The organism is Enterobacter sp. WI-ESBL-E8 (assembly GCF_053364895.1).
Genome location: NZ_JBRWXJ010000002.1, coordinates 56,074 through 82,669, shown reverse-complemented (window position 1 = coordinate 82,669; position 26,596 = coordinate 56,074). Strand labels below are relative to the sequence as shown.

Below are 26,596 nucleotides of genomic sequence, written 5' to 3'. Positions count from 1 at the left end.
AACGCAGCATTGAGTCAGCTGGCAGCAATTATGATTGGTGGGGCCGCGGGATGTATTATCCGCTGGTTTTTTGGGATGAAACTCAACAGTTTTTTCCCGTCTCTTCCACCCGGAACCCTTGTAGTGAATTTGCTGGGAGCATTTATCATTGGTGGCGCAATGGCATATTTCATTCGTCATCCTCACGTGGATCCGGCCTGGAAACTGCTGATCGTCACCGGTCTGTGTGGGGGGCTGACTACCTTTTCAACATTTTCTGTCGAGGTTTTCACCTTATTGCAGGCAGGAAATTACACGTGGGCTTTCACCTCCGTACTGGTGCACGTGATGGGATCGCTGCTGATGACCGCGGCGGGTTTTTATCTGATAACGTGTCTTATATGATTCTCAGGTACCAGGCAAAACTAACCTCCAGGCATAATCAAGCACATAATTAATGGTGTACCCTGAGAACAGCTTTGCCGGTGAAGGGCTTTGGAGGCAATGCCGGTAATCCGGCTAAAGACAATCACAGTCCGCGACATTTACCTGGGCAGACATTCAGCTACTCAGACAGAGGTGGGTTTACGGAAACCCTCCTCTGTGGCCCAGCGTAAGCAGCCTTACTGGGGGCAGTTTGGATATCGAAAATTATTGTACGTTAAGCTCATTTTTTAATTATTTCTGTTTTTTTTGGAAACGTAATATTCTGGATGTTAAGACGGTCATGCGGGGACATTGAACACAGATAATCATGTCCAGGTACGAACGTCCCATATAGAGTGTGAGCATTGATCGTGCTGTATTTTCGTTTATAGTAGATAGATTCTGTATCATACAGAGCACGTGGTCAGCACTAAAGTACATTACGCTGACTTATTCTGTTCACTGAGGGCTGAGTACCTGCTTTCAAGGATTTATCTGCTGATCATGCGCATTACGCCACCCTGAGTTTTCCCTTCCTCCGCCGTACTGAGCGAGCCTCAGAACGCACGTAATAACATCCCGTCTGCGGATGTGTTTTATCGTATTTGAAACTTATGTCCTCCGGGGCTAACTACATCTAAAAACTGAGAAATTACTATGTTGCTGTCCTCGACGCGTAAGGACTGGCTGGGTAACGTCCGTGGTGACGTGCTGGCTGGTATTGTTGTCGCGCTCGCACTCATTCCAGAAGCGATCGCCTTTTCCATTATTGCCGGTGTTGACCCTCAGGTGGGGCTTTACTCCGCTTTCTGTATCCCGCTGATTATGGCCTTCTTTGGTGGTCGCCCGGCGATGATATCTTCATCAACGGGGGCAATGGCGCTCCTGATGGTGACCCTGGTGAAGGATCATGGACTACAGTACTTACTGGCTGCCTCCGTACTGACCGGCGTATTCCAGCTGATAGCCGGTTATCTTAAACTCGGCGGGCTCATGCGCTACGTCTCACGCTCCGTGGTGACCGGATTCGTTAATGCACTCGCGATCCTGATTTTCATGGCGCAGTTACCTGAGCTCACCAATGTGACCTGGCATGTTTATGCTATGACGGCAGTAGGGCTCGCCATTATCTACCTCTTCCCGTATCTGAATAAAACAATCCCCTCACCCCTTGTCTGTATCGTGGTGCTTACGGCGATTGCCATATGGCTGCATCTGGACGTGCGTACGGTCGGGGATATGGGCAAACTGCCTGACAGTCTGCCGGTCTTCCTGGTGCCGGATATCCCGCTGAATCTTGATACGCTCCTGATTATTCTCCCTTACTCCGCAGGCCTCGCCATTGTAGGGTTACTGGAATCAATGATGACAGCCACGATTGTGGACGATATGACGGATACCCCCAGTGATAAAAACAGGGAATGCAAGGCTCAGGGCATCGCTAATATCTGCACCTCATTTGTCGGGGGAATGGCGGGCTGTGCAATGATTGGTCAGTCTGTTATCAACGTGAAATCCGGCGGTCGGGGCCGTCTGTCCACCCTCACTGCCGGTGTGGTCCTGCTGTGTATGGTAGTCTTTCTCAGGGACCTGGTCTCGCAAATCCCTATGGCCGCGCTTGTCGCCGTAATGATCATGGTTTCGATTGGTACCTTTTCATGGCGTTCAGTTACCGACCTTAAAAGCCATCCCATTTCTACCAGCGTGGTGATGCTGGCAACAGTGGTGGTGGTGGTGGCCACTCATAATCTGGCATTCGGGGTACTGACCGGTGTGCTTATCGCTTCCCTGAATTTTGCCACTAAAGTGGCGCGTTTTCTGGCTGTCTCTTCAGAACTCAGGGAAGAGTCCCGGCTCTATAAGGTCACCGGGCAGGTGTTCTTTGCCTCCGCCGACCGCTTTATGGCGTATTTTGATTTTCGCGAAGCTGCAGAGAAAGTTGTCATTGATGTTACGCATGCCCATTTCTGGGATATCACGTCGGTCAGCGCACTGGATAAGGTGGTTATTAAATTCCGCAGAGAAGGAACAGACGTTGAGATCCGCGGGATGAACGAAGCAACCCGTACTATCGTTGATCGCTTTGGTGTTCACGATAAACCCGAAGAAATCGAAAAACTGATGGGAGGTCATTAATGTCAGGAATTAATGCTATGGACAACACCGTTATTGCCTGCGTGGATGGATCGTCATCAACACGCGCCGTGTGTGAGTATGCAGCCTGGATTGCCGGGAAGCTTGACGTTCCTCTTGCCCTGCTGCATGTGCTTGAAAAAAATGAACAACCGGCAGTTTCTGACCTTACGGGGGCTATCGGTATTGACAGCCGGGAGCAACTGACGCAGGACCTTGTCCGAATAGAAGGGGAGCGTAACCGCCTGCTGATGACTCAGGGACGCGCCATTCTTGCCGGATGCGCGGAACTGCTCAGCCAGATCGGTATCCCGGATGTTCAGCAACTTCAGAAACATGGCGCACTGGATATCATCCTGGCTGACCTGAAGGGTATTCGTATGATGGTGCTCGGTCGCCGGGGAGCACAGAACCCGGTTGGCAGCAATCTGGAGAGCATTATCCGCCTGCAGAAAAAGCCGGTAATGATTGTACCTGAAACTTTTTCTGTACCTTCAAGAGTCATGTTTGCGTTTGATGGCAGTGAGGAAAGCCGGAGAAACCTGCGTCGACTGACGCTCAGCCCTCTGCTGCAGAGCCTGGAATGTCATATCGTAATGGTTAACGGCGATGCTCATACCCTCGAAGAGGCAAAGCGTAGTCTGCAGTGCGCTGGCATCAGTGCGATATCCCGGTTAGCTGAAGGACGCTCGGTAACGGAGGCGCTTTGTCGTTACGCCGCAGACAACGGCGTGGATTTGATTGTCATGGGGGCATATGGGCACTCTTCCCTGCGACGTTTTTTCATCGGCAGTAACACAACTGCGATGCTCGAACAGACCAGAGTCCCGCTGTTAATGCTCAGATAAGTCGGAACCCGGAGGAAACTCCGGGAAAACTTAATTCCAGACTGGCATTAAAACCCTGAGTCGGGAAGAAAAGGCGACATTATGAAGAAAATCCTTATGATTGATGAAGTTCTTGCGCTTGCCCGGCTTAGCCAGGTTGCATTTGATAAACCCATAAAATATATGGATGACACGGATGCTGAACTCATCGCTCGTTTTAAAAAAACCATCACACCAGAACTTATTGAGCAGATGTGTCTCAGAATACTTGAGCTTGAAGCGAAGTTTCAGACTTTAAACGAATAAGCGTCAGGAATATGATAACTAAAGGCTGAACAGGGACTGCAGTAAGACGGCCAGCGGTCAGAGAGCAAAAAACGGACCTGAACTGACTGTGATAAGTGAGATATCAGAGTGTAAACTTTACCTGCTGTGGCGGAGCTCCGCGACAGAGATGAAGGTATACCTTCATCTCTGGGTCTGAACTTTTCATTAAAAAAGGGGCTGCCGGGAGTCCTCTACAGAGATCAGAGCTTGATATTTCAGGCAATGAACGAACAGGAATTATTTCCCTGCCTGCAGGTCAGAGCCAGCTTTCGATAATGTCTCTTGATGGTATTCCTCCGGTATGTACAACGATGTTATCAACGACAACCGCCGGGGTCGCCATCACTTTGTGTTTCATTATTTCAGACAGTGACTCCACTTTTTCAAGCTGAATAGCGACGCCTCTCTCATCAGCCACCTGCTGGATAAGGCGGATGGTTGTTTTACAACCGGAACAGCCTGTACCCAGTACTTTTACATGCTTCATTTTATAATCCTCTTCAGGGAATTAACGGGAATACAACGTTAAAAATCCAGCCAACCAGTGTGAAAGAGGTCAACAACAGCAACAGCAGGGTGCACAGTAATTGCCACTTCATCACCTGTTTGAGCAGAATGAACTCAGGAAAGCTGGCAGCCACAGTGCTCATGCAAAAAGCCAGAGTTGTCCCCACTGGCAGGCCGTTCGTGATCAGACTCTCCATCACAGGGATCACACCGGTAGCATTGGAATAGAGAGGTATGCCAACCAGCACAGCTACAGGGACAGTCCACCACTGATCGGCACCGAGATGCGACGCGATCCATCCGTCGGGCACAAATCCATGCAATGCCGCACCAAGTCCTACTCCGAGAATGACCCAGAGCCAGACACGCTTAAAAATGGTGAGAGTTTCCTCTTTAGCAAAGGCATGTCGCTTTGAGAGAGGCATATGCGGTGCCATGGTAGATTGTCGGATCTCATCAGTTTGATGTTGCTGCCCGTCTCTGAGGGCATCGGCGGCAAAATCGGCTAACCAGCGTTCGGCCTTAATCCGATCAAGAAAAGCACCGCCAGCCATACCAACAGCCATTCCGACAGCAATATAAATGAGCGTGAACTTCCATCCGAGCAGGCTGACCAGAAGCAGGACGGCGACTTCATTGATAAGGGGGGATGTGATGAGAAAGGCCATGGTAATCCCGAAGGGGATACCAGCCGAAGTAAACCCCAGAAATACCGGGATACTTGAGCAGGAACAGAACGGAGTAACGGCGCCAAAGCAGGAGCCCAGTAAATACCCCATTCCACGGTGCTTACCTGCAAGATAGTTTCTTACCCTCTCAATATCCAGCGAGGCCCGTAGTATGGCCACAAAGTAGATCATGACCAGCAAGAGAACGAAAATTTTGCTCACGTCTTCGACAAAAAAGTGGATCGCCTCCCCGAGTTTGGTTGCAGGACTCAGACTAAGGCATTCATAGACCAGCCAGGTGGCAAAATCAGTGAAAATCTGGAACATAACGGACAGGCCTCACGACGGTTGTTTTTCGGGAAGACGCTGTTTGACAGAAAAGGATGCAGTTTTTTTCGATTTATTTCATTTGCTGAGAAATGTTATTGAACAGGATTTCACTGCAATAGCTTATCGGTAACCCCAGAAGGGGAAACAGATTCTTCACTTGGGAGTGAAACAACATACCCGACCATACTCATCCAGTCTGATCTGGCAATTGCTGGAAAGTTTCCTATGCAGCCTATCCCTCGCCCGGGATAAACGCGATTTGGTTGCCGCAAGTGTCAGACCATTTCGGTCTGCAAAATCAGCCTGTTTCATCCCCTCAAGATCACAGAGCGTAAGGATAATCCGATCAGACTCTGCCATTTTATCCAGGATGCGGGGCAGACAACCAGCCAGTGAGTCGACAGTTTCAGGCGTATTATCCGGCAATGATAAATCATCGTGGAGAGGCATAAATGGACGCTGCTGGCGGCTTTTATCAATAAGCAGATGCCGGGCAACCTCAAACAGCCAGGCTCTGGCATTCACGATGGCACAGAATTTCCCATGTTGTCGTATTGCCCGGAGAAAGGTTTCCTGTATCAGATCATCAGCATCAGCCTCATTACCCACTTGTCTGAGTAACCAGCAAAGAAGTTCGTGTTCATGCTTCTTCCACGCCTTCATAAGGCAAGGCGGCGTGCCGTTCAGTTGCTCCATTTATGACTCTCTCGTTAAATACACCGCATAGCGGGAGGATATTGGTTCTGATGCTGTCGGGGATGGGGTCCGGGAACTGTCGGTGCCATGATGATGTGATGGACTGATAGCATCCGATCAGTTATCCACCTTTCGGAAACCTCTTCCTGCAACAGGGTATGCTGTCTTGTGTTCAGTATCATGCAGTAAACCGTCATGCGCAATACCATCAATTTCCGCGCATTCGGTTCCGGATAAAACGTCAAAAAAGCGGTCCGGAATCTGCCTGATAAGCCAGCTAATGACTTTTTCGATACGCATGTTAACCCCCTTTACTCAGCATCATAATTATAGATTGTAATATTCGATTTTTCGAATGTGTTGTTGACATGAATTCAGAGAGGACTAAGATGAAGCCGAACGAAACCATGGAGTATTTATGTCCCCAATCACCGCGCTTCAGCTTTTCAAAAATCTCTCGGATGAAACTCGCCTGAAAATCGTGCTGTTGCTGAGAGCGTCAGGAGAACTCTGTGTTTGCGAGCTTTGCGGAACGCTGGAGGAATCCCAGCCCAAGATATCCCGCCACCTTTCCATGCTACGGGAAAGTGGGCTGCTTATTGACCGCCGTGAGGGTAAATGGATCCACTATCGGCTTTCAGCGCACATGCCCGCCTGGGCGGCGGCAGTCATTGAGCAGGCTTATTTGAGCCAGGAAGAGGAAATTGCGCTTCTGGTCAGACGGGTTGCCCGTAACAGTTCCACAACCGGTGGCAGAGCGGTATGTCTTTAACAGATATAAAAATTTATTTAAACATATATGATTTAACGAATTTATATGGTGGCATTATGAATATACTATTTTTGTGTACCGGTAATTCCTGCCGCTCCATCCTGGCCGAAGCAACATTTAATGCGCTTTCACCGAAAGAGCATCATGCATTCAGCGCCGGCAGCCAGCCAAAAGGTGAAGTCCATCCCCGTTCCCTGGCTCTTCTCAGAATCAAAGAGATACCCACGGATGGGTACTACAGTAAATCGTGGGACAACCTCCCGGTGACACCTGATGTGGTGATCACGGTGTGCGGTAATGCGGCTGGTGAAACCTGTCCTGCGTATCTTGCTCCGGCAGTCAGGGCACACTGGGGAGTGGAGGATCCTGATAAGGCTACCGGGAGTGAACAGGAAATCGACGCTGCTTTCGAAAAGGCCTGGCAAATTCTTCATCACCGGATTGAAGCTTTTCTGTCGCTTCCGTCATCAGTCATTTCCGGCCCTGAAGAGCGTCTTCAGGCTGAACTGAACCGGATCGGTGAGACCATTTTTTAACTTAAACCTGAAGGAATAGAGATAATGAAAACACTGTCAGTATATGACCCGGCACTTTGCTGCAGTTCTGGTGTGTGCGGTACGGAAGTTGATCAGACTTTAGTGTCATTTTCCGCAGACGTGACATGGCTGAAACAGCAGGGTGTATCGGTGGAACGCTTTAATCTGTCACAGCAACCGATGGCGTTTGCTGAGAACCCGACAGTTAAAGCCTTTCTTGAACGCTCCGGCGCTGAAAGCCTGCCATTGATTCTGCTGGATGGCGAGTTCGTCCTGTCCGGGCGCTATCCGACGCGCCAGGATCTGGTTCGCTGGTTTGGGATTGTTGAGGAGAAAGCTGGTAGAGCTCTGGTAAAAAGCTGTGGCGGCGGCAACACTTCATGTTGCTGAACTCAGCCGGACAGGAGCCCATCGTGAACTATCTGAACAGTATTCCGAAGTTTCTCTTTTTTACCGGGAAAGGCGGGGTCGGAAAAACCTCGCTTTCCTGCGCAACGGCTATTCGTCTTGCTGATGAGGGAAAACGTATCCTGCTGGTCAGTACCGATCCGGCGTCAAATGTGGGGCAGGTTTTCGGGCAGCAGATCGGTAATACCCTGACGGTCATCTCTGCCGTCCCTGGACTCACAGCGCTTGAGATCGATCCGCAGGCGGCTGCACAACAATATCGTGCCCGCATCGTTGATCCGGTTAGAGGCGTTCTTCCCGAAGAGGTGGTGCGCAGCATTGAAGAACAGTTATCCGGTGCCTGCACAACAGAAATTGCTGCCTTTGATGAGTTCACCGGCCTGCTAACCGATGACGCGTTACTGAATGATTTTGACCATGTGATTTTTGATACCGCCCCTACAGGACACACCATTCGCCTGCTCCAGCTGCCGGGAGCCTGGAGCAGTTTTATCGAGACAAATCCTGACGGTGCGTCCTGCCTTGGTCCGCTGGCCGGACTGGAAAAACAACGGGAACGCTACTCGCACGCCTTATCGGTACTGGCAGACGGGGAAAAGACACGGGTAATTCTGGTCGCCCGCGCTCAGCAGTCAACGCTGGCTGAAGTCGCCCGCACGCATGATGAACTGCTGCATGTCGGTCTGAAGCACCAGTACTTGGTGATAAACGGGATGATGCCGGCCGGAGAAGCCTCACAGGACAATCTTGCCAGTGCGTTGTACCAGCGAGAACAACGTATTCTTTCCGGAATGCCGCCGGTACTTACCGCACTACCGACTGACAAGTTAAGCCTGCAGCAGGAAAATCTGGTTGGAGTGAAGGCGCTTCGGCGTCTGCTGGACAAAGATAACATCCCATGTGTATCAGCTGATGCGATATCACGCTCTGAGGTCATCTCTGCACCGTCCCTTGAAATGCTGGTTGATGATATTGCCAGGGACGGACATGGTCTGGTGATGTTGATGGGCAAAGGGGGTGTGGGAAAGACCACTCTGGCCGCTGCTGTCGCCGTGGCGCTTGCAGACAAAGGGTTTGATGTTCACCTGACCACCTCCGATCCCGCAGCTCACCTTGAAAACACCCTGAACGGACAATGCCATAATCTCCAGGTCAGTCGTATCGATCCGCATACGGAGACAGAGCGCTACCGGGAACATGTTCTTGCCACGAAAGGAAATGCTCTGGACACACAGGGACGCGCGTTACTGGAAGAAGATTTACGCTCTCCCTGTACGGAAGAAATTGCCGTGTTCCAGGCGTTTTCCCGTGTGATCAGGGAAGCCGGGAAGCGTTTTGTTGTCATGGATACAGCCCCGACGGGCCATACCCTGTTGCTGCTTGATGCGACGGGTGCCTACCATCGTGAAGTGGCCAAACGGATGGGAGATAAGGGACATTATCTGACACCAATGATGCAGTTGCAGGATCCTGAGCGGACCAAAATTATGCTCGTTACCCTGCCTGAAACTACCCCAGTTCTGGAAGCCGCCGGTTTACAGGAGGATTTGCGCCGGGCCGGGATTGAACCCTGGGCATGGCTCATCAATAACAGTCTGGTCGCAACAGAGACAACTTCACCGCTGTTATTGACGAGGGCCGCACACGAAGCTACTCAAATCAATAAGGTCAGGACCGAGCTGGCCTCTCGTATGGCGCTGATCCCTCTGCAACAGGAAGCGCCGACGGGTGTTGAGCAACTGCAACGTCTGATCCGTCAGGCGGAAAAATAATAAAGAAGGGCGGGTATCGTTCTGCCCGACAGGAGGTTTTATGTGGCTGGCTGCAGCTATTTTTATTCTGACCATTGTACTGGTCATCTGGCAACCCCGCGGACTGGGAATTGGCTGGAGTGCGATGCTCGGCGCCGCACTTGCACTGATTTCAGGCGTGGTTCACGTCGGTGATATTCCGACCGTCTGGCATATCGTCTGGAATGCGACGGCAACATTCATTGCGGTCATTATCATCAGTCTGTTACTCGACGAATCGGGTTTCTTTGAATGGGCTGCTCTGCACGTCGCACGCTGGGGAAACGGGCGCGGACGCTGGTTGTTTACCTGGATTATTTTACTGGGTGCTGCGGTAGCGGCCCTGTTTGCCAACGACGGAGCGGCGCTGATCCTGACACCTATCGTAATTGCCATGCTACTCGCTCTGGGATTCAGTAAAGGCACAACGCTGGCGTTCGTCATGGCAGCAGGGTTTATCGCGGACTCCGCCAGCCTGCCGCTCATCGTTTCGAACCTGGTAAACATCGTCTCGGCAGATTTCTTTAAACTCGGGTTCAATGAATACGCGTCAGTTATGGTGCCGGTTGATATCGCTGCCATCATTGCCACACTGGTGATGCTGCATCTGTATTTCCGCAAGGATATTCCTGCAACCTATGAAATCTCCCGTCTGAAAGCACCTGAAGTAGCTATCCGCGATCTGAACACCTTCCGGACAGGCTGGGGCGTACTGGCTCTATTGCTGATCGGGTTCTTTGGTCTTGAACCTCTGGGGATCCCCGTCAGCGCAGTTGCTGCTGCCGGGGCACTTATTCTGTTTCTTGTCGCCAAAAAAGGACATGCGATTAATACCGGAAAGGTGCTTCGCGGAGCCCCCTGGCAGATTGTGATTTTCTCCCTGGGTATGTACTTGGTGGTCTACGGGCTGCGTAATGCCGGACTGACTGACTACCTGTCAGCCGTACTTAATCAGTTTGCCAGCCAGGGGCTGTGGATGGCCACGCTGGGCACGGGCTTCCTGACCGCCTTCCTCTCCTCGATCATGAATAACATGCCAACCGTCCTGGTGGGAGCACTGTCTATTGATGGCAGCACGGCGACCGGGGTGATTAAAGAGGCCATGATTTACGCCAATGTTATTGGCAGCGATCTGGGACCCAAAATCACCCCTATCGGCAGTCTGGCCACCCTGCTGTGGCTACATGTACTGGCGCAGAAAGATATCCGGATCTCCTGGGGATATTACTTCCGGGTCGGCATTGTAATGACCCTGCCCGTGCTGTTTGTGACGCTTGTAGCCCTGGTATTACGTTTATCCGTTTCGTTGTGATTAACCTGGCTCCGGTCGTCACGGACCTGTGCCCGTCAAACCTGAAGAGAGTGATTTATGAGCGCAATTACGATTTATCATAACCCGGCCTGCGGTACGTCCCGTAATACCCTCGAGCTGATCCGCAACAGTGGTGTGGAACCCATGGTCATTTTATACCTTGAGACACCGCCAGCGCGTGCTGAGCTGGTCAGGCTCATCGCTGATATGGAGATCAGCGTGCGTGCCCTGCTGCGAAAAAATGTGGAGCCTTATGAGCAACTGGGCCTGGCAGAGGATAAATGGAGTGACGATGAGCTGATTGATTTTATGCTGCAGCATCCCATCCTGATCAATCGTCCTGTTGTGGTCACACCTGTGGGTACCCGGCTGTGCCGTCCGTCTGAAGTGGTGCTGGATATTCTGCCGGACGCACAAAAGGGAGCGTTCAGCAAAGAGGACGGCGAACAGGTGATTGATGCCCAGGGGCAGCGTGTCGTGAAGTAATTCCAGCGGTCGGGCTGTCAGCACCTGAGCGGCCCGATCATACCTTTCCGGCCTGACAGAAGGTAAGCCGCGATGATGAGTAAAACATACAATGTCCTGTTCCTGTGTTCCGGGAATTCGGCACGAAGCCTGTTTGCTGAAGTGCTGATGAACCAGCTCGGCGGGGGAAAATTCCGGGCATTCAGCGCCGGTACTCAACCGGCCAGTTCACCTCACCCGCTGACGCTCAGGGTGCTTAACGATCAGGGATTCAGCACTGAAACGCTGAAAAGTAAACACCTGCAAACTTTTCAGCATCCTGATGCTCCGCGAATGGATTTCATATTTACGCTGTGTGACAGAATGGCAGGAGAAGGATGTCCGGTGTTCCCGGGTGGCCCCATAACGGCTCACTGGGGCTTTCGGGATCCGGCTTTAGCAGAAGGAACGGATGAGGATAAATACCACGCCTTCGTGGATGTTGAAAAACAGATAGCTACACGCATCCGGCTTTTTTTGAGTCTTCCCCTGGATAAAATCGACCGGCTTTCATTCCAGAATCAGTTGCAGGCAATGGGGAATGCTGGATCTGACGCTCATTGATCAGGTCCTACCGACGCATGCTGGATGAGAAGCTGAAAAACGCTGCCCAGCCACAACTCGTTACAGTCGCTTATGATGGCACGTCAGGGGATATCGCTGTCGATACGGACCATATGGATGGTGATTCAAGCCCACAATATTAATCAGGTTAATAGAAATATGCATGGAGTCTTTATTGATGTTTCATCCTTTTGATATTCTCACCTTAGACAATGGCGCTAAGCTGATTTTTACCCCTTGCCCCGGAACAAAAGGCGTTCCCGTTGCTGATTCCTTAAAAACATTAAAAGAAGCCGGTGCGCAGGCCGTTATCACCATGATGACACTGGCTGAACTTGCTGAACATCAAGCTGATGCACTCCCGTCTCTTTGTGCTGAACTTCATATGGACTGGTTTCACCTTCCCGTTAAGGACAGTTGTGCACCTGAAGAGCCGTTTGAACAGGCATTTACCCGACAGAAAACGAGTCTCCTGACTTTAGTCAAATCAGGTGTGACGATGGCAATCCATTGCCACGGAGGGTCTGGCCGGACAGGTATGATGGCCGCCATTCTGATGCTTGAGTCAGGTTATGCGCCAGCGCAAGTGAAAAAACAAATCAAGATTATCAGGCCGAGATCGCTGACTTCTCCGGTTCAGGTTAATTATCTTAATAAGCAATACGGTTACGAATAACAGCGCCTTTCTCAACGGGCATACCTGACAGACAACAGGGTTAACCATCAGAGGAAACTAAAATTTCCCCTGATGGTTATTGACCTCTACCTTTCAACTGACCGATACCAACAGGCTCTTTATATTGCATGGTGCCACCACCGGAAGCTGTATACAGTTGCAGATATTTTTCTTATCCTTCACTTCTGTAATTCTGGAAATATAGTATTGAAGCAAGTGCCCGCTTGCGTTAACCTCTATATAATTCGATAAATCCAGAAATACAGAAATACAGAAATACAGAAATACAGAAATACAGAAATACAGAAATACAGGGGTTTGATATGTCCTCACAACTGCAGGATGCCATGGGCATGTTTGCGTTTCTCGCCGTTGAACTGTCCGCTTTATTTTTATTCATCAGTTTACTGGTAGGAGTGTTGCAAAGGCATATCCCGCCAGCACGCATCGAGGCTTTGCTGAGCGCTGGCCGCTTCAGGAGCTACTTTCTGGCAGCCGGTCTGGGGGCAATCACTCCTTTTTGCAGTTGTTCAACTATTCCTGTTTTGAAGGGGCTTATTCGCGCCCGCGCCGGATTTGGCCCCATGATGGTATTTCTTTTTGCATCTCCTTTACTGAATCCGGTCATTATTGCCTTAATGATCGCGACATTTGGACTTAACCTGACGGTGATTTATGCAGGTGCCGCGCTTATGGTCTCACTTTTGGCGGGGTGGTTACTGCAAATACTGGGATTTGATAAGTATATACGCAGCGAGACGCATACAGCCGGGCCTTCCTGCCCGTCGGTTAAAAGCTGCAATACCATGGAAAGCAGTAGTTCCGGCTGTGGCGAAAAATTCTCCGGAGACAATTCATTTCAGGCTGATATTACGACCGCTGAAACGGGGAGTTGCTGTAACCTTCGACCTGACTTTAAAAAACAAACCAGCCGTTACAGTGGATTATGGCGTGAAACCTGGGCTGATTTCATCGGCGTTTTACCCTACCTGCTGACGGGGATAGCTATTGGGAGTGTAATTTATGGTTACCTGCCAGCGGCGTGGCTTGAACGGTATGCGGGACAGGAAAACCCTTTTGCCATTCCGGTTGCGGCGATTATCGGCGTGCCCCTTTATATCCGGGCTGAAGCGGTTATTCCTCTGGCAGCTGCACTAATGGCTAAAGGTGTGGGTGCCGGAACGGTACTGGCCCTAATCATTGGTAGCGCAGGCGCCAGCCTTACTGAAGTGATCCTGTTGCGTGCTCTTTTCACATTCAGATTGCTGGCCGCATTCGTACTTGTCATTATTACAATGGCAATAGTGACGGGTTACACCACTTATTTCTTCATCTGATCAATCCTGGGATGTGTGATGTGCTTTCTTTGTCATGACTGCCATCAGATTAACAGGATTGCTAAATACGTATATACCATTATTCTGGAAATATAGTTTTTAGGGGGGTGTTATGGATATTGTTAAGGCGGCAGATGCACTGAAGGAGCTGGGCCACCCAACGCGGCTCGGTATCTTCAAGGAGCTGGTTAAATTCGGATATACAGGGTTACCAGTGGGGGAGTTACAAAAGCGGCTGGATATCCCGGCCTCGACGCTGAGCCACCACCTGTCTGCTTTGTTGTCAGTGGGTCTCATACAACAGGAGAGGCAGGGACGTACCTTGTACTGCCAGCCGCAGTATAAACAACTAAGCCAGATTATCGGTTTTCTGCTGGATGAATGTTGCATGGGCAGCGCAGCCAGTGTTTCAACAACTACATCAACCCGTGAGTAAAGCCTGCAATGAACAAATTGAATGACAATCTGCCAAATATCATCCCTGAAATTTTCGATGCTCCAGGTATCACTGGAAAACCTGACGCTGAAACACCTGGGTATGCGCCGCGTATTTTGATGCTTTATGGATCTGTACGTGAACGTTCTTACAGCCGGCTGGCTACGGAAGAAGGAGCACGCCTGCTTACCGCTATGGGTGCTGATGTCCGTATTTTTAATCCGTCCGGACTTCCCCTGCCAGATGATGCTCCGGATAGCCACCCAAAAGTTGTCGAGTTACGTGAACTGGTGCGATGGTCAGAAGGAATGGTGTGGTGTTCTCCTGAACGTCATGGCGCTATGACAGGTATTATGAAAACACAGATCGACTGGATCCCTCTGACAGAAGGGGCTGTACGCCCTTCCCAGGGGAAAACGCTTGCCATCCGGTTGTAATAACCTGCGAACTTCCGCTTCTCGCTCATAGCGGACCTGACATGCGCGTCTGCTTCGTGCCAAAAGCAGCTGTTAAGGCTCACGCTAGGTCACCTCATACAATAATGCGTCGGTCGCATACTTACTCAAAACACTCGAAGATGACGCTCAATCGATCACCAATTTCGCTGCTGTCTCCATCGCTTCGATCAATTGCGCTGACGCTCGATAAAGGGGGACATGGCCGCGCACCAAGATTTGGGTATTGCGTCGGTAAGCAGCGGCGCGAATGTCTATGCTCTCGGCATGAGCCTTGACACTGACCGTAGTATCCAACTTGCCCGCCGGATTCTCGATACTCACCTCCACATCCGAGTACGTCGCTGATGCGCTTTTAAGACCCACCGCCACCGCATGGGCGGTACTTCCCGACAGCAGGCATGCGGCGGCGAGACAGCAGCCGCCAGAGACGGCCATCGAAGCGTGCCCCGTCTGGGGCGTGAAATACCGGACTGAAATGTGCCCGCCGTGGCGTGGCGCGCCCACGATGCACACTTTGGGAATGGTTTCACTTCGTTCGAGATCGGCACGGCTCATTAGCTCTCCGTCGCGACGGCAAAGCTTCATCTTAAGACCAGCCTCAATCCAGACATGCCTCAGTTTCGCCATGAACACAGCGTCGGCTTCAAGTTCTGAAATGGCTTCGTGACCTGTCTTGCCAAAGCTGGCGGCATCGGCAATGACCATAGGCACAGCCACGTCTACACAAGAAACATTATGACCGGCGATCGTATCCATGACGTTACCTGTAGGTAGAAGAGTACCGGTCTTGTTGCCTACCGGTGACTGCAGGAAAAGATCGACGCGGGGGAATGCGCCGGCAACCCCAGGAATTTCGGCATTCACGAATCCTCCCTGGAAATCGCGGGACATCCGTGCGACGGTAAGAACTCCGGTGTTGGTGTTCTTGATTTCGATGTCAAAGCTCCCAGTAGCAGGCACTTCGATCAAGCCCGTGTCGATAGCCCAGAGCGGCAACGCGGAAGACATGTTGCCGCAGTTCACGCTCCAGTCTATGTCGCTATGATCACTGGCCAGTTGGGCAAGCGTACTGACGATCTGACGCCCCGAAGGCGTGTATTCCACCCGAGCCAAAAACACTTTGTTGCTGGTCGCAGGGCCCCGGCCAAGCCCGGTTATCTGCCGATTACCCTGTTGACTTCCATCAAGAGGGACGCCCATGAGATGGCGCAGTAGCTCTGCTCGCAGCCTCTCCTCACGGGGTAGCAAGGGCTCCCAAATAACCACGCCCGTCGAAGTACCACCTCTCATGTAATGCACTGGCAACTCCAACACGCCAGCATTCATCCGAGAGCTAAAGGCATCCCTGCAGACGGGAAACATAGGTGATTTTAACATCGATAACTCCACACATAATTGAGGCAGCCCTCAGATAGGCTCCTGCACGGTTTCAGAAGTGTTGGTCGCTGCTACGGCTCTAAATGGCGCCAGGCGTTTGACCTGTAACAATGCTGCAACGACACTTGATGACAATTGCAAGGATGTGAGCACTATACCCAGGATAAAGGAACCAGTTTGGTCATTAATAAGACCAATTATGTAAGGCTCTATGACCCCGCCGAGATTGCCAAACGCATTGATGAACGCTATACCCGCCGCCGGTGAGAGAGCCGCCCGTTAAACGGTCGCGATGTAATCACATCCAGGGTGCTGATTGAAATGCCCACCATGACTCCGGACAGTGTGGGCACAGCAGCAGCTATCAACAGGTGACCTGCTCTCCGCAGATTTACAGGTCAGCGATAAGACACGGTTTTTTTGCAGCCTGGGGGTGAGCGACCGCTGGGGATCACGCTTTGACACTCAGTTCAACTGGCAGCTCCTTCCGCAAACCAGCCTGATGCTGAACCACAGTCAGAGCTGGTTCCAGGATGATTATGCTTATACAGCCTCACGCCAGCACACCAGTGGTCTTACGGTAAATCACCGTCTGGACAACGGGGACAGTCTGTCGTTGCGCGGTAATCACTACAGCAGGCAGTCCGGTACAGGTCTGGATGCGAACTGGCGTACGCGGTTTAAGATCCAGGATACTCCGGTATCACTGTCAGTTAATGCGTCTGACCGCCCGTACAGCCAGAGCAGCAGCCAACGCAACCGCGGTGTGAACCTCAACATGTCATTCTCGTTTGGTGAGAACAACCGCAGCATCTATATTAGCGGGGCTGAATCTGAGGTAACAGAAAAATCTGGGGTTTCGGCGGAGCCCCCTATTACTGTACTGTTTGATTAGGAAATCTATTTAATTTTGCAGAGCCTGTTATATAACACCATGTAAACAATTCTGCCAGAGTAAAACATGACGGTTGCGAGTTTTCATGCTGACATGCGAGGGTGCAGTATAAAGCCTCAACATGAAACCCAGAGTGCCAGCAAGCCACACACCACCAACACGGCGGCGAGATTTTGGCTCCATGCGGCGAGATTCAAGCCGGCGCCTATCATCAGGTAATAACTTAATCCAAATAGAGCCCCAGCCGTACCGGCACAATCCTGATAACACACCAGAGCCCTGCTTAATACATTGGGTATCGCGATGCCAAAACCCAGCACCACCAAAAGTACGGGCAGTGTAAATAGCCAGTTATTCTGCAGCATGAACACGCCGATACCTCCTGCCAAGGCAAGTACACAACCGTAACGGGTTAATTGATCCGGCTCAAGACCACGCCATAGCAGGATACGGTTGAGTTGGGATCCGGCGGCAGAGCCGCATGCCATTATCAAACCAGTATAGCCAAATGCTTGGGTGCTTAAACCGATATGCTCGAACATAAATGGCGCCAAGCTGTAATAGCTAAACAGACTGACGTTGAACAGTGCAACCAGGAACGAGAATCTCCAGATGACCGGGTCTTTCAGCATCCGCCTTATGGTAGCCAGCAGAGCTGGAGTGTCGTTCAGCAGTGGACGCGTCTCGGGTAAGCTGAGCCAAGCCCAGGTGAAAAGAAATAGTGACAACGCTCCCATGCCGGCGAAAATACCGCGATAGCCCAGGCTGCCACTAAGCGCAGCCCCACCTAGCAGGCCAACCGCTGGGCTGAGTGACAATGACAACATAATAATAGAAAACGCATGCGCCAAATTCGTGCCACTGAAATTATCACGCAATATGGTTTGCGTCACGACTGAGCCGACCGCAGAGCCAAATGCCAAGATGCTCCAAGCGAGCATCAGGCTGTTGAATTGCATCGTACTCAAGCTAATCCAGGTCGCTGCGGAGCCGAAAATCATTATACCTGTCAGCATTGCAGGGCGTCGTCCGATCCGGTCGCTCAGTTGCCCCCAGAACATAATGCCGAAAGAAAAAGCTATAAAAAACAGTGACATTGTGCGCGATGCGTTTGTGGTGCTTACGTCAAAACTATGCTGAATGTCGGGCAGGGCAGTACTGTAGAGCGTCTCTACGGTCTGAGGAAACATCACCAGTGCACAAGCAAGTGGCAGTCCTATTTTGCGTTTCATTTTTCTGCTCTGAAAAGAAGGAATTACCGTTCATGATAGAGCAAACTAAATGCTGCTGATTACAATTTTAGGAACAAATAATATCGAACGTAGGACAACTTAATCGTTTGGATGCATCAAATTGATAATTTTTACACCGATATAATGAGCCTGCCCGTGAGAGTCATCGCAACGACTCTGGACGTTGACTATGAGGACGGCTTGCATCGGCATAGCAGGTGTCAATTTGAATATTGAAAACTATTTTACTATAACGACTTCCCCAGCATGTCAACGCCGGTGTTTACGGTTTCTGTCTACACTTCTGCCAAAAATAAAAGGGAGAGACTGCGGTACTATAAACAGCCATCCCGAATCAATATCTATTCAGACCCAGACGAAAGACGCGCGTGAGGTTCTTGTTCGTTAAGCGGATACATATATCCTGTAACATAGCCAGATAAGCCTCACAGGGTCTAACCCTTTTTCACCCACGAATTGCAGGTAAGATGGTTATTCTCTTTCGTGCGTTAGCTGGTTGAGTACAGCTTGAATTTATCACCTTAATACAATGATGCACAGCACAGCACAGCATTGCGTTTATCTCGGCGATTGCTTCAAAGAGCAGACCCATCGACTGAATGAGCCAGTCCTTTTCTCAGCGGAACGATCCCCCTGAATCAGACGTGTTCTCTCCTGCTTTCATTATCCTTCCAAGTGTTAACTTTCCGCCGTTGCTGTACTGCGATGGCTTAAGCTCCAACCAGATTTCCAGGTTACGCCTATTCTTTAAATCCTGGTCATTACTGATACAGGCAACCAGCGCGCATGCTGTTGTAAGACCAACTATCTTCAGATCCATTAGTTATCAGCCTGATATTTATTACTCTGCGAAGAAGAGTGTCTGCGCTGAGCCGAAGACCAGCAGCCGTGAACCTGAGAAGAGAGCCAGTGATTAGGCAAAAATTTTGCGTGAACAGGATGGGCTTCGGCAATACCTGTAGCGGGCGGCAAATACCAGCCAGAGCGCCTGGCAGGAACAGGGTAGATGCTGTATCCGACGCTGCCGGCAGCTATAAACGGAACGGCTGCGTTTAAGGCATTATCCATCCGTATGGCAACTGCAAAAGCGTCTTAATTGAGGGCATAACGTTATCTACAACTTAAAACAGCTTAGATCTTTGTTAACTATAAAGTTCCATTAATATGTTTCTCCCCACGTTGTGGAAGATCCACTTTATACCCGTCGTTGACATTTATTCCTCGTTAAACACATTTCTTACCCATTCAGCCAAAGCCTGAACGCCCGGTCGTTTAAGGTTTTCTCGTGGCATAATGAGGTCATATCCTCGCCCGGCGGGTATTTCTATTCCAAAAGGTGCAACCAGTCTGCCCTCATCGAGGTAATGTCGAATGAGTCGTTTTCTGCCCATGATGATACCGCAACCATTTAGTGCCGCTTCAATAGACATCTGACAATTGTTGAAGCTCAAAAAATTATCTTCAACTGGCAGTTTTTTGCCAGACTCACTGCACCATTCTCGCCATTCGGAAAAAACATTATGGGAGTCAACAGATTCAGACGTATGAATAAATGGGATTTCAGCTAACCAGTGGTTTGATTGCCTGATTTTTTTTGCAAGAGATGGAATGCAGACGGGAACCAGAGTCTCTTCGGATAACCGTTCGCAGTAGAGATCGGGGTATTTTAGATTACTGTAGTAGATAGCGACATCTACCCTTTCGAGATTAAAATCTACCAGACCGGCTCTCACTCTGAAATTGATATTTAGTCCCGGCCACCGTTCAATAAATACCGGTAAGCGAGGCATCAGCCAGAGAAAAGCGAAAGTAGGTGGAAGGCCGAAAGACAAGGTTCCTCTCAGCCCCTGCACACGAATATCTTCTATTTCATCACTGATGTGTTTAAGTGAAAATGCGAGCACGCCAAGTAAACGCTCCCCTTCATCGGTCAACTGAATCTTTCTGGTCATTCTGATAAATAGCCTGAATCCGAGCCTGGATTCAAGAGAACGAATGCGTTGGCTAACGGCTCCTTGCGTCAGATTGAGGGTAGTTGCCGCCTTAGTAAAGCTCATATGCAGTGCTGCTGTTTCAAACGTATGCAATAGTGCCAGTATATTCTGTTGAGCGAGAATTCGTCATTTTCCTTCTTAATTTTTTTATACATCATTTAAATTAATGCATACCTCAAAATTGATCGTTTGTCCACTAAGTCCTTTATCCTCTTTAATTTGCCCAACAGATGTTCTGACAAAAACGATGAGGGAAATATCTTATGAAGGGTCTTAAGTTAGTGGTTATTGGAGCGGGTTCAAGCTATACACCTGAACTTATGGAAGGCATGATCAAGCGTCAAAATGAATTTCCGATCCGTGAGTTATGGCTGGTTGATATTGAGGATGGTCGTGAAAAAATGGGGATCATCGCGTCCCTCACCCGACGGATGCTGAAAAAAAATGGGCTGGATATACCGGTTTATGAAACCCTTGACCGTAAAGAGGCATTGCTCGGTGCCAATTTTGTTTGTTCTCAGTTCAGAGCCGGGTGCCTAGAAGCACGGATCAGCGACGAAAGGATATCGCAAAAGTACAACATGATCGGTCAGGAAACCAATGGTCTGGGTGGGTTTGCTAATGCATGCCGCACTATCCCGATTGCATTGGCTATAGCGAAAGAAATGGAAGAACTGTGCCCGGATGCCTGGTTGCTGAACTTTACCAACCCGTCGGGAATGGTCACGGAAGCGATACTGAAACACAGCAAAGTCAAAACCGTAGGGCTGTGCAATTTGCCTGTTATCATGCAAAAAGGTATTGCCATTGCTTTAGGTGTCAACGATATCAATGAATTTATCGTGCAGGTCGCGGGGCTTAATCACTTCATTTTTGCGCGCCATATTTATCATGAAGGTAAGGATAAGATTTCCCAAGTTATTGAGCTGATTTCAGAGGGGAATGATCCGTTAGTGCCTAAAAATATTCCTCCTTTCAAATGGCCGGATCGGTTGTTGGCGAATATGGGAATGATACCTTGCCCCTACCTGCGTTATTACTACATGAGCGACGACATGTACCTTCAGGAGCTTGGCGAAGCACAAGGAGAAGGGACTCGTGGTGAGATCGTAAAGGAGCTCGAAAGAGAGTTATTCGAAATTTATCGAAACCCGGAACTCGCCGAGAAACCAAAAAAGCTGGAAAGTCGGGGAGGGCAGTACTATTCGGATGCGGCATGTGAATTGATGAGCGCGATATATAACGACAAACGCATCATCATGCATGTCAATACGTGAAACGATGGTTCTATTGCGGGCTTGCCGGATGACTGCGTGGTTGAGATCAGTTCAATGATCACCCGTTCAGGACCGATACCACTGAATGTCGAACCTTTCCCGGATGATGTACTTCGTCTGATTCAACTGATGAAAAGCTTTGAGCAATTGACCATTGAGGCAGCCATCAGTGGCAATCGGTATACGGCATGGCGCGCTTTGGTTATCAATCCCTTGATCAAAAGTGGTCAACTGCTTGAAAATGCATTGGATGATGTGTTAGAACACAATAAAGCATTGATGCCAGTATTCCAACACAATAAATTACACTAAGTAGACTGGTCGGCTATTTTATACCAAAGCGGTTATTACTCTGAGCGATGGGTAACCGCTTGCTGACGAGGCATCAGAGCGCTAAGAGACTTTCTAAGCAACATACACATCAGCGCCGAAAAAAGCTGCCAGGGAGCCATTCGAGCCTGTACATAAATTTGTGTAATTGCCTGATTTTGATATGTTCAATCCAGCATCAAATGAAGGTTAATTTATGGACGAAAAGCAATTGCAGGCTCTGGCTAATGAACTGGCCAAAAATCTCAAAACCCCTGACGATCTCAACCAGTTCGATCGCCTGCTGAAGAAAATCAGCGTTGAGGCGGCTCTCAACGCCGAAATGTCCCACCATCTGGGCTACGATAAAAACCAGCCTAAACCGGGTGCCAACTCTCGCAACGGCTATGCCACAAAGACCGTTACCACCGGCGATGGCCCTCTGGAACTACGCACTCCACGCGATCGTGATGGCTCTTTCGAACCGCAACTGGTGAAGAAGAACCAGACCCGGATCACCGGGATGGATAACCAGATTTTATCGTTGTATGCCAAAGGGATGACCACCCGCGAGATAGCGACTGCGTTCAAAGAGCTGTATGACGCCGATGTCTCACCGGCGCTGGTCTCGAAGGTCACCGATGCCGTGATGGAACAGGTTACAGAATGGCAGAATCGTCCACTGGATGCGGTCTATCCCATTGTTTACCTTGACTGTATCGTTCTGAAGGTCCGGCAGGACAGTCGCGTCATCAATAAATCCGTGTTTCTAGCGCTGGGTATCAACATCGAAGGCCAGAAAGAACTGCTGGGTATGTGGCTGGCCGAAAACGAGGGCGCGAAGTTCTGGCTCAATGTGCTGACCGAACTCAAAAACCGCGGCCTGAACGACATCCTCATAGCCTGTGTCGACGGCCTGAAAGGCTTCCCGGACGCCATCAACACAGTGTATCCGGAAGCCCGCATCCAGCTGTGCATCGTGCATATGGTGCGCAACAGCCTGCGGTTCGTCTCCTGGAAGGACTACAAAGCCGTCACCCGCGACCTGAAAGCCATCTATCAGGCTCCCACGGAAGAAGCGGGCCAGCAGGCGCTGGAAGCGTTCGCCAGCACCTGGGACAGCCGCTACCCGCAGATAAGCCGGAGCTGGCAGGTAAACTGGACCAACCTGGCGACGTTCTTCGCTTACCCGGCAGACATCCGTAAGGTGATCTATACAACGAATGCAATCGAGTCGCTGAACAGCGTGATCCGGCATGCCATCAAAAAGCGTAAGGTGTTCCCGACGGACGACTCGGTGAAAAAGGTGGTGTGGCTGGCAATCCAGGCTGCGTCACAGAAATGGACGATGCCGCTGAGGGACTGGCGTATGGCAATGAGCCGCTTTATTATCGAGTTCGGTGACCGCCTGGACGGTCACTTCTGAGAAAGGCATTTACACAGAATCATGTACAGGGTCAGCCATTCTTATGTCAATTATCATAGCAGAATTCCTATCTACTGCCCCCTTTTCGGCTCGATAATCCGACTGTTATCTGTATGACATCTGGTTTTCACACAAGCTCTTCCGTCCACCTTCCTTTACACCTGTTTCAGGGACACCGTTTTCAGCGCATTCCAGATCAACAGCTTATCCCGATCGTTTAAATTTTCCTGTCGGATGTCGTGCATGAAGCGCGCTTTTTCCTGTTTAGTGAACGGCTCGCCTGACTTTAACCTTTCAGCCACGGTCTGCAGAATGGCATAGCTCAACCGGCTGATTTTATCCCTGACTTCATTGAGTGGGCGTGGTTTCCAGTGGGTTTCCGGCACCGAGAGCCAGTCAGCACGATACCGGTACTGAATCGCTTTCGCGGCATCCATCTGAGCCTGAATAAAAGGTTTCACCGTTTCCCTTTTTATTCCCAGTGCCCCGGCATCCACGACGGCTTTTTCCAGCACCTTTTTTTCTTGGGACAAATCTTCGATCGCCAGATGGTATTGTGCCTTATTGCCGGCAACGTCTTTCATATACGAAAAACGCTGATTAATAAGGCTCCCGACTGAATGACGCTCAGCAGACTCCGCCGTGGTTGTAAAACCTGCTGCAGACAGGGTTAGTATCACTAAACACTGCTGTTTTTTCATAACGCTCCCTTCATATCAATTAACATGATTCAACCACACAGGCATCTGTACAAGCATAGTCCGCCTGATGAAACAATAAGGGTAAGAATCCTACGGGATGCAGTGTCGAACTCCGGCCAGTCCTAAGTCGAGAACCGCATAGAGCATCATGCCTTTTATGTCTTTTGGCTCCGCGGTAGAGAAAAACCGCCTTTTAGGAGATAAAGCAATCAAGTTTATCCATATCGCCTTCCGCACTCGTCTGCTCATCAGGCTTCAGCAGCACTTCTTCTGGGTAGAGGCTGCCAGAGCGACTGCTTTCCAAGTGCTGGGTTTTGGCAGACTGAAATCGCATTGCTTACTCCCAGCAGTATATGTCATATATTCTAGTGTAAGAATGCATTTGGTCTAGTTCTAACTGCAGCAGGATCATACGGAGCGCACTATCAGCTCGTCGTGGTCTGCGCTGCGACGAAGCGGCAGCGGCTTCAGGTGAGGACGCTACTCCTTAACCCGATCCTGATTGTCGCGCCTGTGCCGCATGACCTGCTGAGTGATCAAGGTTTGGTTTACGCCATGATAATGAAAGTACGAGCCGGATTATCCACCACTGAAGAACCGTCAGTGCTTAGGAGTAGATGCGTCGACTCAAGAAGGAGGTGAAGTGAGTTACTTACAAACGGGATATATTAAAAAAACTTCATATTCAATATTTTAACGCAACTCCCCTTTCAATCATCTCTTTCAGTGCTATGACACTACAGTGTCATTCTTGGTTTGTTCTTTAGTTTATCTGCAACTTGATTCAGGTCATGCTGCGTATATGGGACAAGGAACTTCTTTTTGGGAAAGTACTATGAGATTAGCCCATTAGTGATCTTCCGACATACTGATGATGTCCCCAAAGGAGATCGCCATGCATAAAGCCCGATTCACCGAACACCAGATCATTGCCGTTCTGAATTCCGTTGAAACCGGACGTACCGTCAAGGATGTCTACCGTGAAGCCGGTATCTCTGAAGCCTCGTATTACAACTGGAAAGCAAAACATGGCGGTAGGAAGCCTCTGATATCAAAAAGACGAAAGACCAGAAGGATGAAAGCCGATGCCTCAAACAGATGAGCTCAGCCTTGAGTGCCGGGCACTTAAAGACGACATCGAAAAAAGCTTTAAAACCAGTGATAAAACTTGAACTCGTCAGCTATCTGAAGGTGCAATCTGCCATGAGTTTACAGCAGGCATGCAGGACGTTATCGCTGAGCAGTACGGTGTATTTTTATCAGCCTGATACCCGGTATGATGAACCGTTGATCCACACACTGACTGAGCTGGCAGAACGCTTTCCGCGGTACGGTTTTAAGAAGCTGTTCCATCTGCCGTGCAGGCTGCGCAATACATGGAACCATAAGCGTATTCACTGAATTTACTGCCTTGTGAAATTGGATTTTCGTCATAAAGGAAAACATCGGCTGCCAGTGCGTAATCCAGCTCCACTGGCGACGACGCAAGCGTTAAACCAGAGCTAGTCCATCGATTTTATGCACGGTTCGCTGGTCTGTGGCAGACGCTTCAGAGCCTTCAATGTGGTGGATGATTTTAACCGTGAAGCGCTGGCGATAGAAATCGACCTTAATATCCCGGCTCAGCGAGTCATCAATGTGCTGGACAGGATCGTGGTAAACCGCAGCTATCCGTTGAAGATGCGTATGGTAACTAGCCAGAACTGGTCTCGCTGACGCTGGCACAATGCGTCGAAGAACATGGCGTGCAACTCGAATGTATTAAGCTGAGCAAGCCTACACAAAATGATTTTATCGAACGGTTCAACCAGACATACCGGAAAGAAATCCTGGATTTTTAACTGTTCAGAACATTGAATGAAACACAGGAAATTACAGAGCGCTAGCTGATGGAATATAACGACGAGCGGCTACATGAATCCCTGACTAACCTGACGGAAGAATAATACCGGCTTATGGCTGCAAACCGGAAATCTAAAAAAGAGAGTGGGAAAAACAGGTGTGTCAAAATTAGTGTAACACATTGTTTACACATAAAATTATACAGTACCTATAACTACATGATTTTTATACTTTTAAAGTATCTTTATTCTCGGATTTGTTTTTTGACTCTTTAAAGTATTTTTTAAATGTAAATGTTGACAAAAAAAATTAATCATACATAAATATAGTATGTTAGACTAAAGAGAGCTATAACATGGGCATCATTAAAATATTTACAAATTCCGTTGCATGTACTTTTATTATTTTCATTTCAAGCTCCACATATTCATCCTCTGATATAACAGAGTATAAAGATAATGAATTAAAAGAGGTGGCATCACAGAATACATGTCCTGCTGATATTGATTGCGATGATCCTTCATGGTTTTATATGGGAGGTAGACCTGATTGCTGTATGCCTGATTATGTTGCTAAAGGAAAGTGATTTTATAATAACTATTATTTTAATGTGTTGTTCAATTAATAATAAATGTTAACAGGATTAGGTAAAAACCTAAACAGGTTTTAAGTATGGAGTTGGTAATATATATTCACAAATAATTTCGAGTTAAGTTTTTGTATTTGCAATTTATTTGATTTTGAAGTGATATAAAAAACGGCTGAATTGAATTGTAATAATTAAATTTCACATAGTTAAATCATTCACGTGGTAATTTATATCCAAGATGATAAAA

26 protein-coding genes and 6 pseudogenes are annotated in these 26,596 nt (G+C 49.3%); 20 read left to right on the top strand and 12 right to left on the bottom strand.

Annotated elements, in window-relative coordinates:
• Positions 1–9 precede the first annotated feature (9 nt).
• The 4 genes from crcB to ACWHWP_RS24180 all read left to right on the top strand — a co-directional run bounded on the left by crcB (position 10) and on the right by ACWHWP_RS24180 (position 3,671).
• Positions 10–384, top strand: coding sequence for a fluoride efflux transporter CrcB (crcB, locus tag ACWHWP_RS24195; RefSeq protein ID WP_086533296.1), 375 nt, complete (start codon positions 10–12; stop codon positions 382–384).
• A gap of 678 nt (positions 385–1,062) precedes the next feature.
• Positions 1,063–2,541 carry a SulP family inorganic anion transporter gene (locus tag ACWHWP_RS24190; protein ID WP_046499366.1) on the top strand — a complete coding sequence of 493 codons (1,479 nt, stop codon included), beginning with the start codon at positions 1,063–1,065 and terminating at the stop codon, positions 2,539–2,541.
• A 17-nt stretch (positions 2,542–2,558) separates the two neighbouring features.
• Positions 2,559–3,386 (top strand): universal stress protein, encoded by an 828-nt coding sequence (locus ACWHWP_RS24185; RefSeq protein ID WP_021314635.1) that lies wholly within the window; start codon positions 2,559–2,561, stop codon positions 3,384–3,386.
• An 81-nt stretch (positions 3,387–3,467) separates the two neighbouring features.
• Positions 3,468–3,671 carry a hypothetical protein gene (locus tag ACWHWP_RS24180; RefSeq protein ID WP_021314636.1) on the top strand — a complete coding sequence of 68 codons (204 nt, stop codon included), beginning with the start codon at positions 3,468–3,470 and terminating at the stop codon, positions 3,669–3,671.
• A 277-nt stretch (positions 3,672–3,948) separates the two neighbouring features.
• On the opposite strand, the gene ACWHWP_RS24175 is transcribed toward ACWHWP_RS24180, so the two are convergent.
• From ACWHWP_RS24175 to ACWHWP_RS24160, 4 genes are all read right to left on the bottom strand, one after another.
• Positions 3,949–4,179: a thioredoxin family protein gene (locus ACWHWP_RS24175; protein ID WP_021314637.1), complete on the bottom strand. Its 231-nt coding sequence runs from the start codon at positions 4,177–4,179 to the stop codon at positions 3,949–3,951.
• Between the two features lie 13 nt (positions 4,180–4,192).
• Complete coding sequence (locus ACWHWP_RS24170; RefSeq protein WP_447727703.1) at positions 4,193–5,194, bottom strand: permease; 1,002 nt, start codon at positions 5,192–5,194, stop codon at positions 4,193–4,195.
• A gap of 156 nt (positions 5,195–5,350) precedes the next feature.
• The gene (locus tag ACWHWP_RS24165; protein ID WP_022652305.1) at positions 5,351–5,893 is read right to left on the bottom strand and encodes a sigma-70 family RNA polymerase sigma factor; all 543 of its coding nucleotides are present in this window, start codon (positions 5,891–5,893) and stop codon (positions 5,351–5,353) included.
• Between the two features lie 117 nt (positions 5,894–6,010).
• Entirely contained in the window at positions 6,011–6,193 is a 183-nt protein-coding gene (locus ACWHWP_RS24160) for a hypothetical protein (protein ID WP_025714552.1), read from the bottom strand.
• A 118-nt stretch (positions 6,194–6,311) separates the two neighbouring features.
• Between ACWHWP_RS24160 and ACWHWP_RS24155 the strand changes: the two genes are divergently transcribed.
• The 11 genes and pseudogenes from ACWHWP_RS24155 to ACWHWP_RS24105 form a co-directional block, all read left to right on the top strand.
• The gene (locus ACWHWP_RS24155) at positions 6,312–6,665 is read left to right on the top strand and encodes a metalloregulator ArsR/SmtB family transcription factor (RefSeq protein WP_025714553.1); all 354 of its coding nucleotides are present in this window, start codon (positions 6,312–6,314) and stop codon (positions 6,663–6,665) included.
• Positions 6,666–6,721: 56 nt separating this feature from the next.
• Positions 6,722–7,201, top strand: a complete 480-nt coding sequence (locus ACWHWP_RS24150) for an arsenate reductase ArsC (RefSeq protein WP_025714554.1) — start codon at positions 6,722–6,724, stop codon at positions 7,199–7,201.
• 24 nt (positions 7,202–7,225) lie between these two features.
• Positions 7,226–7,591 (top strand): arsenite efflux transporter metallochaperone ArsD, encoded by a 366-nt coding sequence (gene arsD, locus ACWHWP_RS24145; RefSeq protein ID WP_025714555.1) that lies wholly within the window; start codon positions 7,226–7,228, stop codon positions 7,589–7,591.
• A gap of 23 nt (positions 7,592–7,614) precedes the next feature.
• The gene (gene arsA / locus ACWHWP_RS24140) at positions 7,615–9,381 is read left to right on the top strand and encodes an arsenical pump-driving ATPase (RefSeq protein WP_447727700.1); all 1,767 of its coding nucleotides are present in this window, start codon (positions 7,615–7,617) and stop codon (positions 9,379–9,381) included.
• Positions 9,382–9,421: 40 nt separating this feature from the next.
• Positions 9,422–10,711 (top strand): arsenic transporter, encoded by a 1,290-nt coding sequence (locus tag ACWHWP_RS24135; RefSeq protein ID WP_447727698.1) that lies wholly within the window; start codon positions 9,422–9,424, stop codon positions 10,709–10,711.
• 57 nt (positions 10,712–10,768) lie between these two features.
• The gene (gene arsC, locus ACWHWP_RS24130; RefSeq protein WP_047716085.1) at positions 10,769–11,197 is read left to right on the top strand and encodes a glutaredoxin-dependent arsenate reductase; all 429 of its coding nucleotides are present in this window, start codon (positions 10,769–10,771) and stop codon (positions 11,195–11,197) included.
• 72 nt (positions 11,198–11,269) lie between these two features.
• Complete coding sequence (locus tag ACWHWP_RS24125) at positions 11,270–11,779, top strand: arsenate reductase ArsC (RefSeq protein ID WP_047716084.1); 510 nt, start codon at positions 11,270–11,272, stop codon at positions 11,777–11,779.
• A gap of 163 nt (positions 11,780–11,942) precedes the next feature.
• Positions 11,943–12,455 carry a phosphatase domain-containing protein gene (locus ACWHWP_RS24120; RefSeq protein WP_165764077.1) on the top strand — a complete coding sequence of 171 codons (513 nt, stop codon included), beginning with the start codon at positions 11,943–11,945 and terminating at the stop codon, positions 12,453–12,455.
• Positions 12,456–12,778: 323 nt separating this feature from the next.
• Entirely contained in the window at positions 12,779–13,792 is a 1,014-nt protein-coding gene (locus ACWHWP_RS24115) for a permease (protein ID WP_047716082.1), read from the top strand.
• Positions 13,793–13,904: 112 nt separating this feature from the next.
• Positions 13,905–14,228: an ArsR/SmtB family transcription factor gene (locus ACWHWP_RS24110; RefSeq protein WP_047716080.1), complete on the top strand. Its 324-nt coding sequence runs from the start codon at positions 13,905–13,907 to the stop codon at positions 14,226–14,228.
• 8 nt (positions 14,229–14,236) lie between these two features.
• A pseudogene (locus ACWHWP_RS24105) lies at positions 14,237–14,656 on the top strand (NAD(P)H-dependent oxidoreductase); the annotation flags it as partial.
• A 156-nt stretch (positions 14,657–14,812) separates the two neighbouring features.
• On the opposite strand, the gene ACWHWP_RS24100 reads toward ACWHWP_RS24105, so the two are convergent.
• Positions 14,813–16,063 carry a PrpF domain-containing protein gene (locus tag ACWHWP_RS24100; RefSeq protein ID WP_086533295.1) on the bottom strand — a complete coding sequence of 417 codons (1,251 nt, stop codon included), beginning with the start codon at positions 16,061–16,063 and terminating at the stop codon, positions 14,813–14,815.
• Positions 16,064–16,406: 343 nt separating this feature from the next.
• Between ACWHWP_RS24100 and ACWHWP_RS24095 the strand changes: the two genes are divergently transcribed.
• Positions 16,407–16,958, top strand: a complete 552-nt coding sequence (locus ACWHWP_RS24095) for a hypothetical protein (RefSeq protein WP_086533294.1) — start codon at positions 16,407–16,409, stop codon at positions 16,956–16,958.
• A gap of 116 nt (positions 16,959–17,074) precedes the next feature.
• Here ACWHWP_RS24095 and ACWHWP_RS24090 read toward each other — a convergent pair whose 3' ends face one another.
• The 4 genes and pseudogenes from ACWHWP_RS24090 to ACWHWP_RS24075 form a co-directional block, all read right to left on the bottom strand.
• Positions 17,075–18,190 carry an MFS transporter gene (locus ACWHWP_RS24090; protein WP_086533293.1) on the bottom strand — a complete coding sequence of 372 codons (1,116 nt, stop codon included), beginning with the start codon at positions 18,188–18,190 and terminating at the stop codon, positions 17,075–17,077.
• 542 nt (positions 18,191–18,732) lie between these two features.
• Positions 18,733–19,034: pseudogene (locus ACWHWP_RS24085) on the bottom strand (transposase); the annotation flags it as partial.
• A 13-nt stretch (positions 19,035–19,047) separates the two neighbouring features.
• Positions 19,048–19,271 (bottom strand): annotated as a pseudogene (locus ACWHWP_RS24080) (ISL3 family transposase); the annotation flags it as partial.
• A gap of 154 nt (positions 19,272–19,425) precedes the next feature.
• Positions 19,426–20,328, bottom strand: a complete 903-nt coding sequence (locus ACWHWP_RS24075) for a LysR substrate-binding domain-containing protein (RefSeq protein WP_086533291.1) — start codon at positions 20,326–20,328, stop codon at positions 19,426–19,428.
• 140 nt (positions 20,329–20,468) lie between these two features.
• Between ACWHWP_RS24075 and ACWHWP_RS24070 the strand changes: the two are divergent.
• Positions 20,469–21,794 (top strand): annotated as a pseudogene (locus ACWHWP_RS24070) (6-phospho-beta-glucosidase).
• A 214-nt stretch (positions 21,795–22,008) separates the two neighbouring features.
• Complete coding sequence (locus ACWHWP_RS24065) at positions 22,009–23,217, top strand: IS256 family transposase (RefSeq protein WP_447856777.1); 1,209 nt, start codon at positions 22,009–22,011, stop codon at positions 23,215–23,217.
• Between the two features lie 155 nt (positions 23,218–23,372).
• On the opposite strand, the gene ACWHWP_RS24060 is transcribed toward ACWHWP_RS24065, so the two are convergent.
• The 3 genes and pseudogenes from ACWHWP_RS24060 to ACWHWP_RS24050 all read right to left on the bottom strand — a co-directional run.
• Positions 23,373–23,918: a chorismate mutase gene (locus ACWHWP_RS24060; protein ID WP_086533289.1), complete on the bottom strand. Its 546-nt coding sequence runs from the start codon at positions 23,916–23,918 to the stop codon at positions 23,373–23,375.
• Positions 23,919–24,111: 193 nt separating this feature from the next.
• Positions 24,112–24,252, bottom strand: coding sequence for a hypothetical protein (locus ACWHWP_RS24055; RefSeq protein WP_165764076.1), 141 nt, complete (start codon positions 24,250–24,252; stop codon positions 24,112–24,114).
• Between the two features lie 351 nt (positions 24,253–24,603).
• A pseudogene (locus ACWHWP_RS24050) lies at positions 24,604–24,772 on the bottom strand (hypothetical protein); the annotation flags it as partial.
• 41 nt (positions 24,773–24,813) lie between these two features.
• Between ACWHWP_RS24050 and ACWHWP_RS24045 the strand changes: the two are divergent.
• Both ACWHWP_RS24045 and ACWHWP_RS24040 read left to right on the top strand, forming a co-directional pair.
• Positions 24,814–25,801 (top strand): annotated as a pseudogene (locus tag ACWHWP_RS24045) (transposase); the annotation flags it as partial.
• Between the two features lie 314 nt (positions 25,802–26,115).
• Complete coding sequence (locus ACWHWP_RS24040) at positions 26,116–26,346, top strand: hypothetical protein (protein WP_133058716.1); 231 nt, start codon at positions 26,116–26,118, stop codon at positions 26,344–26,346.
• The last annotated feature ends 250 nt before the right edge of the window (positions 26,347–26,596 follow it).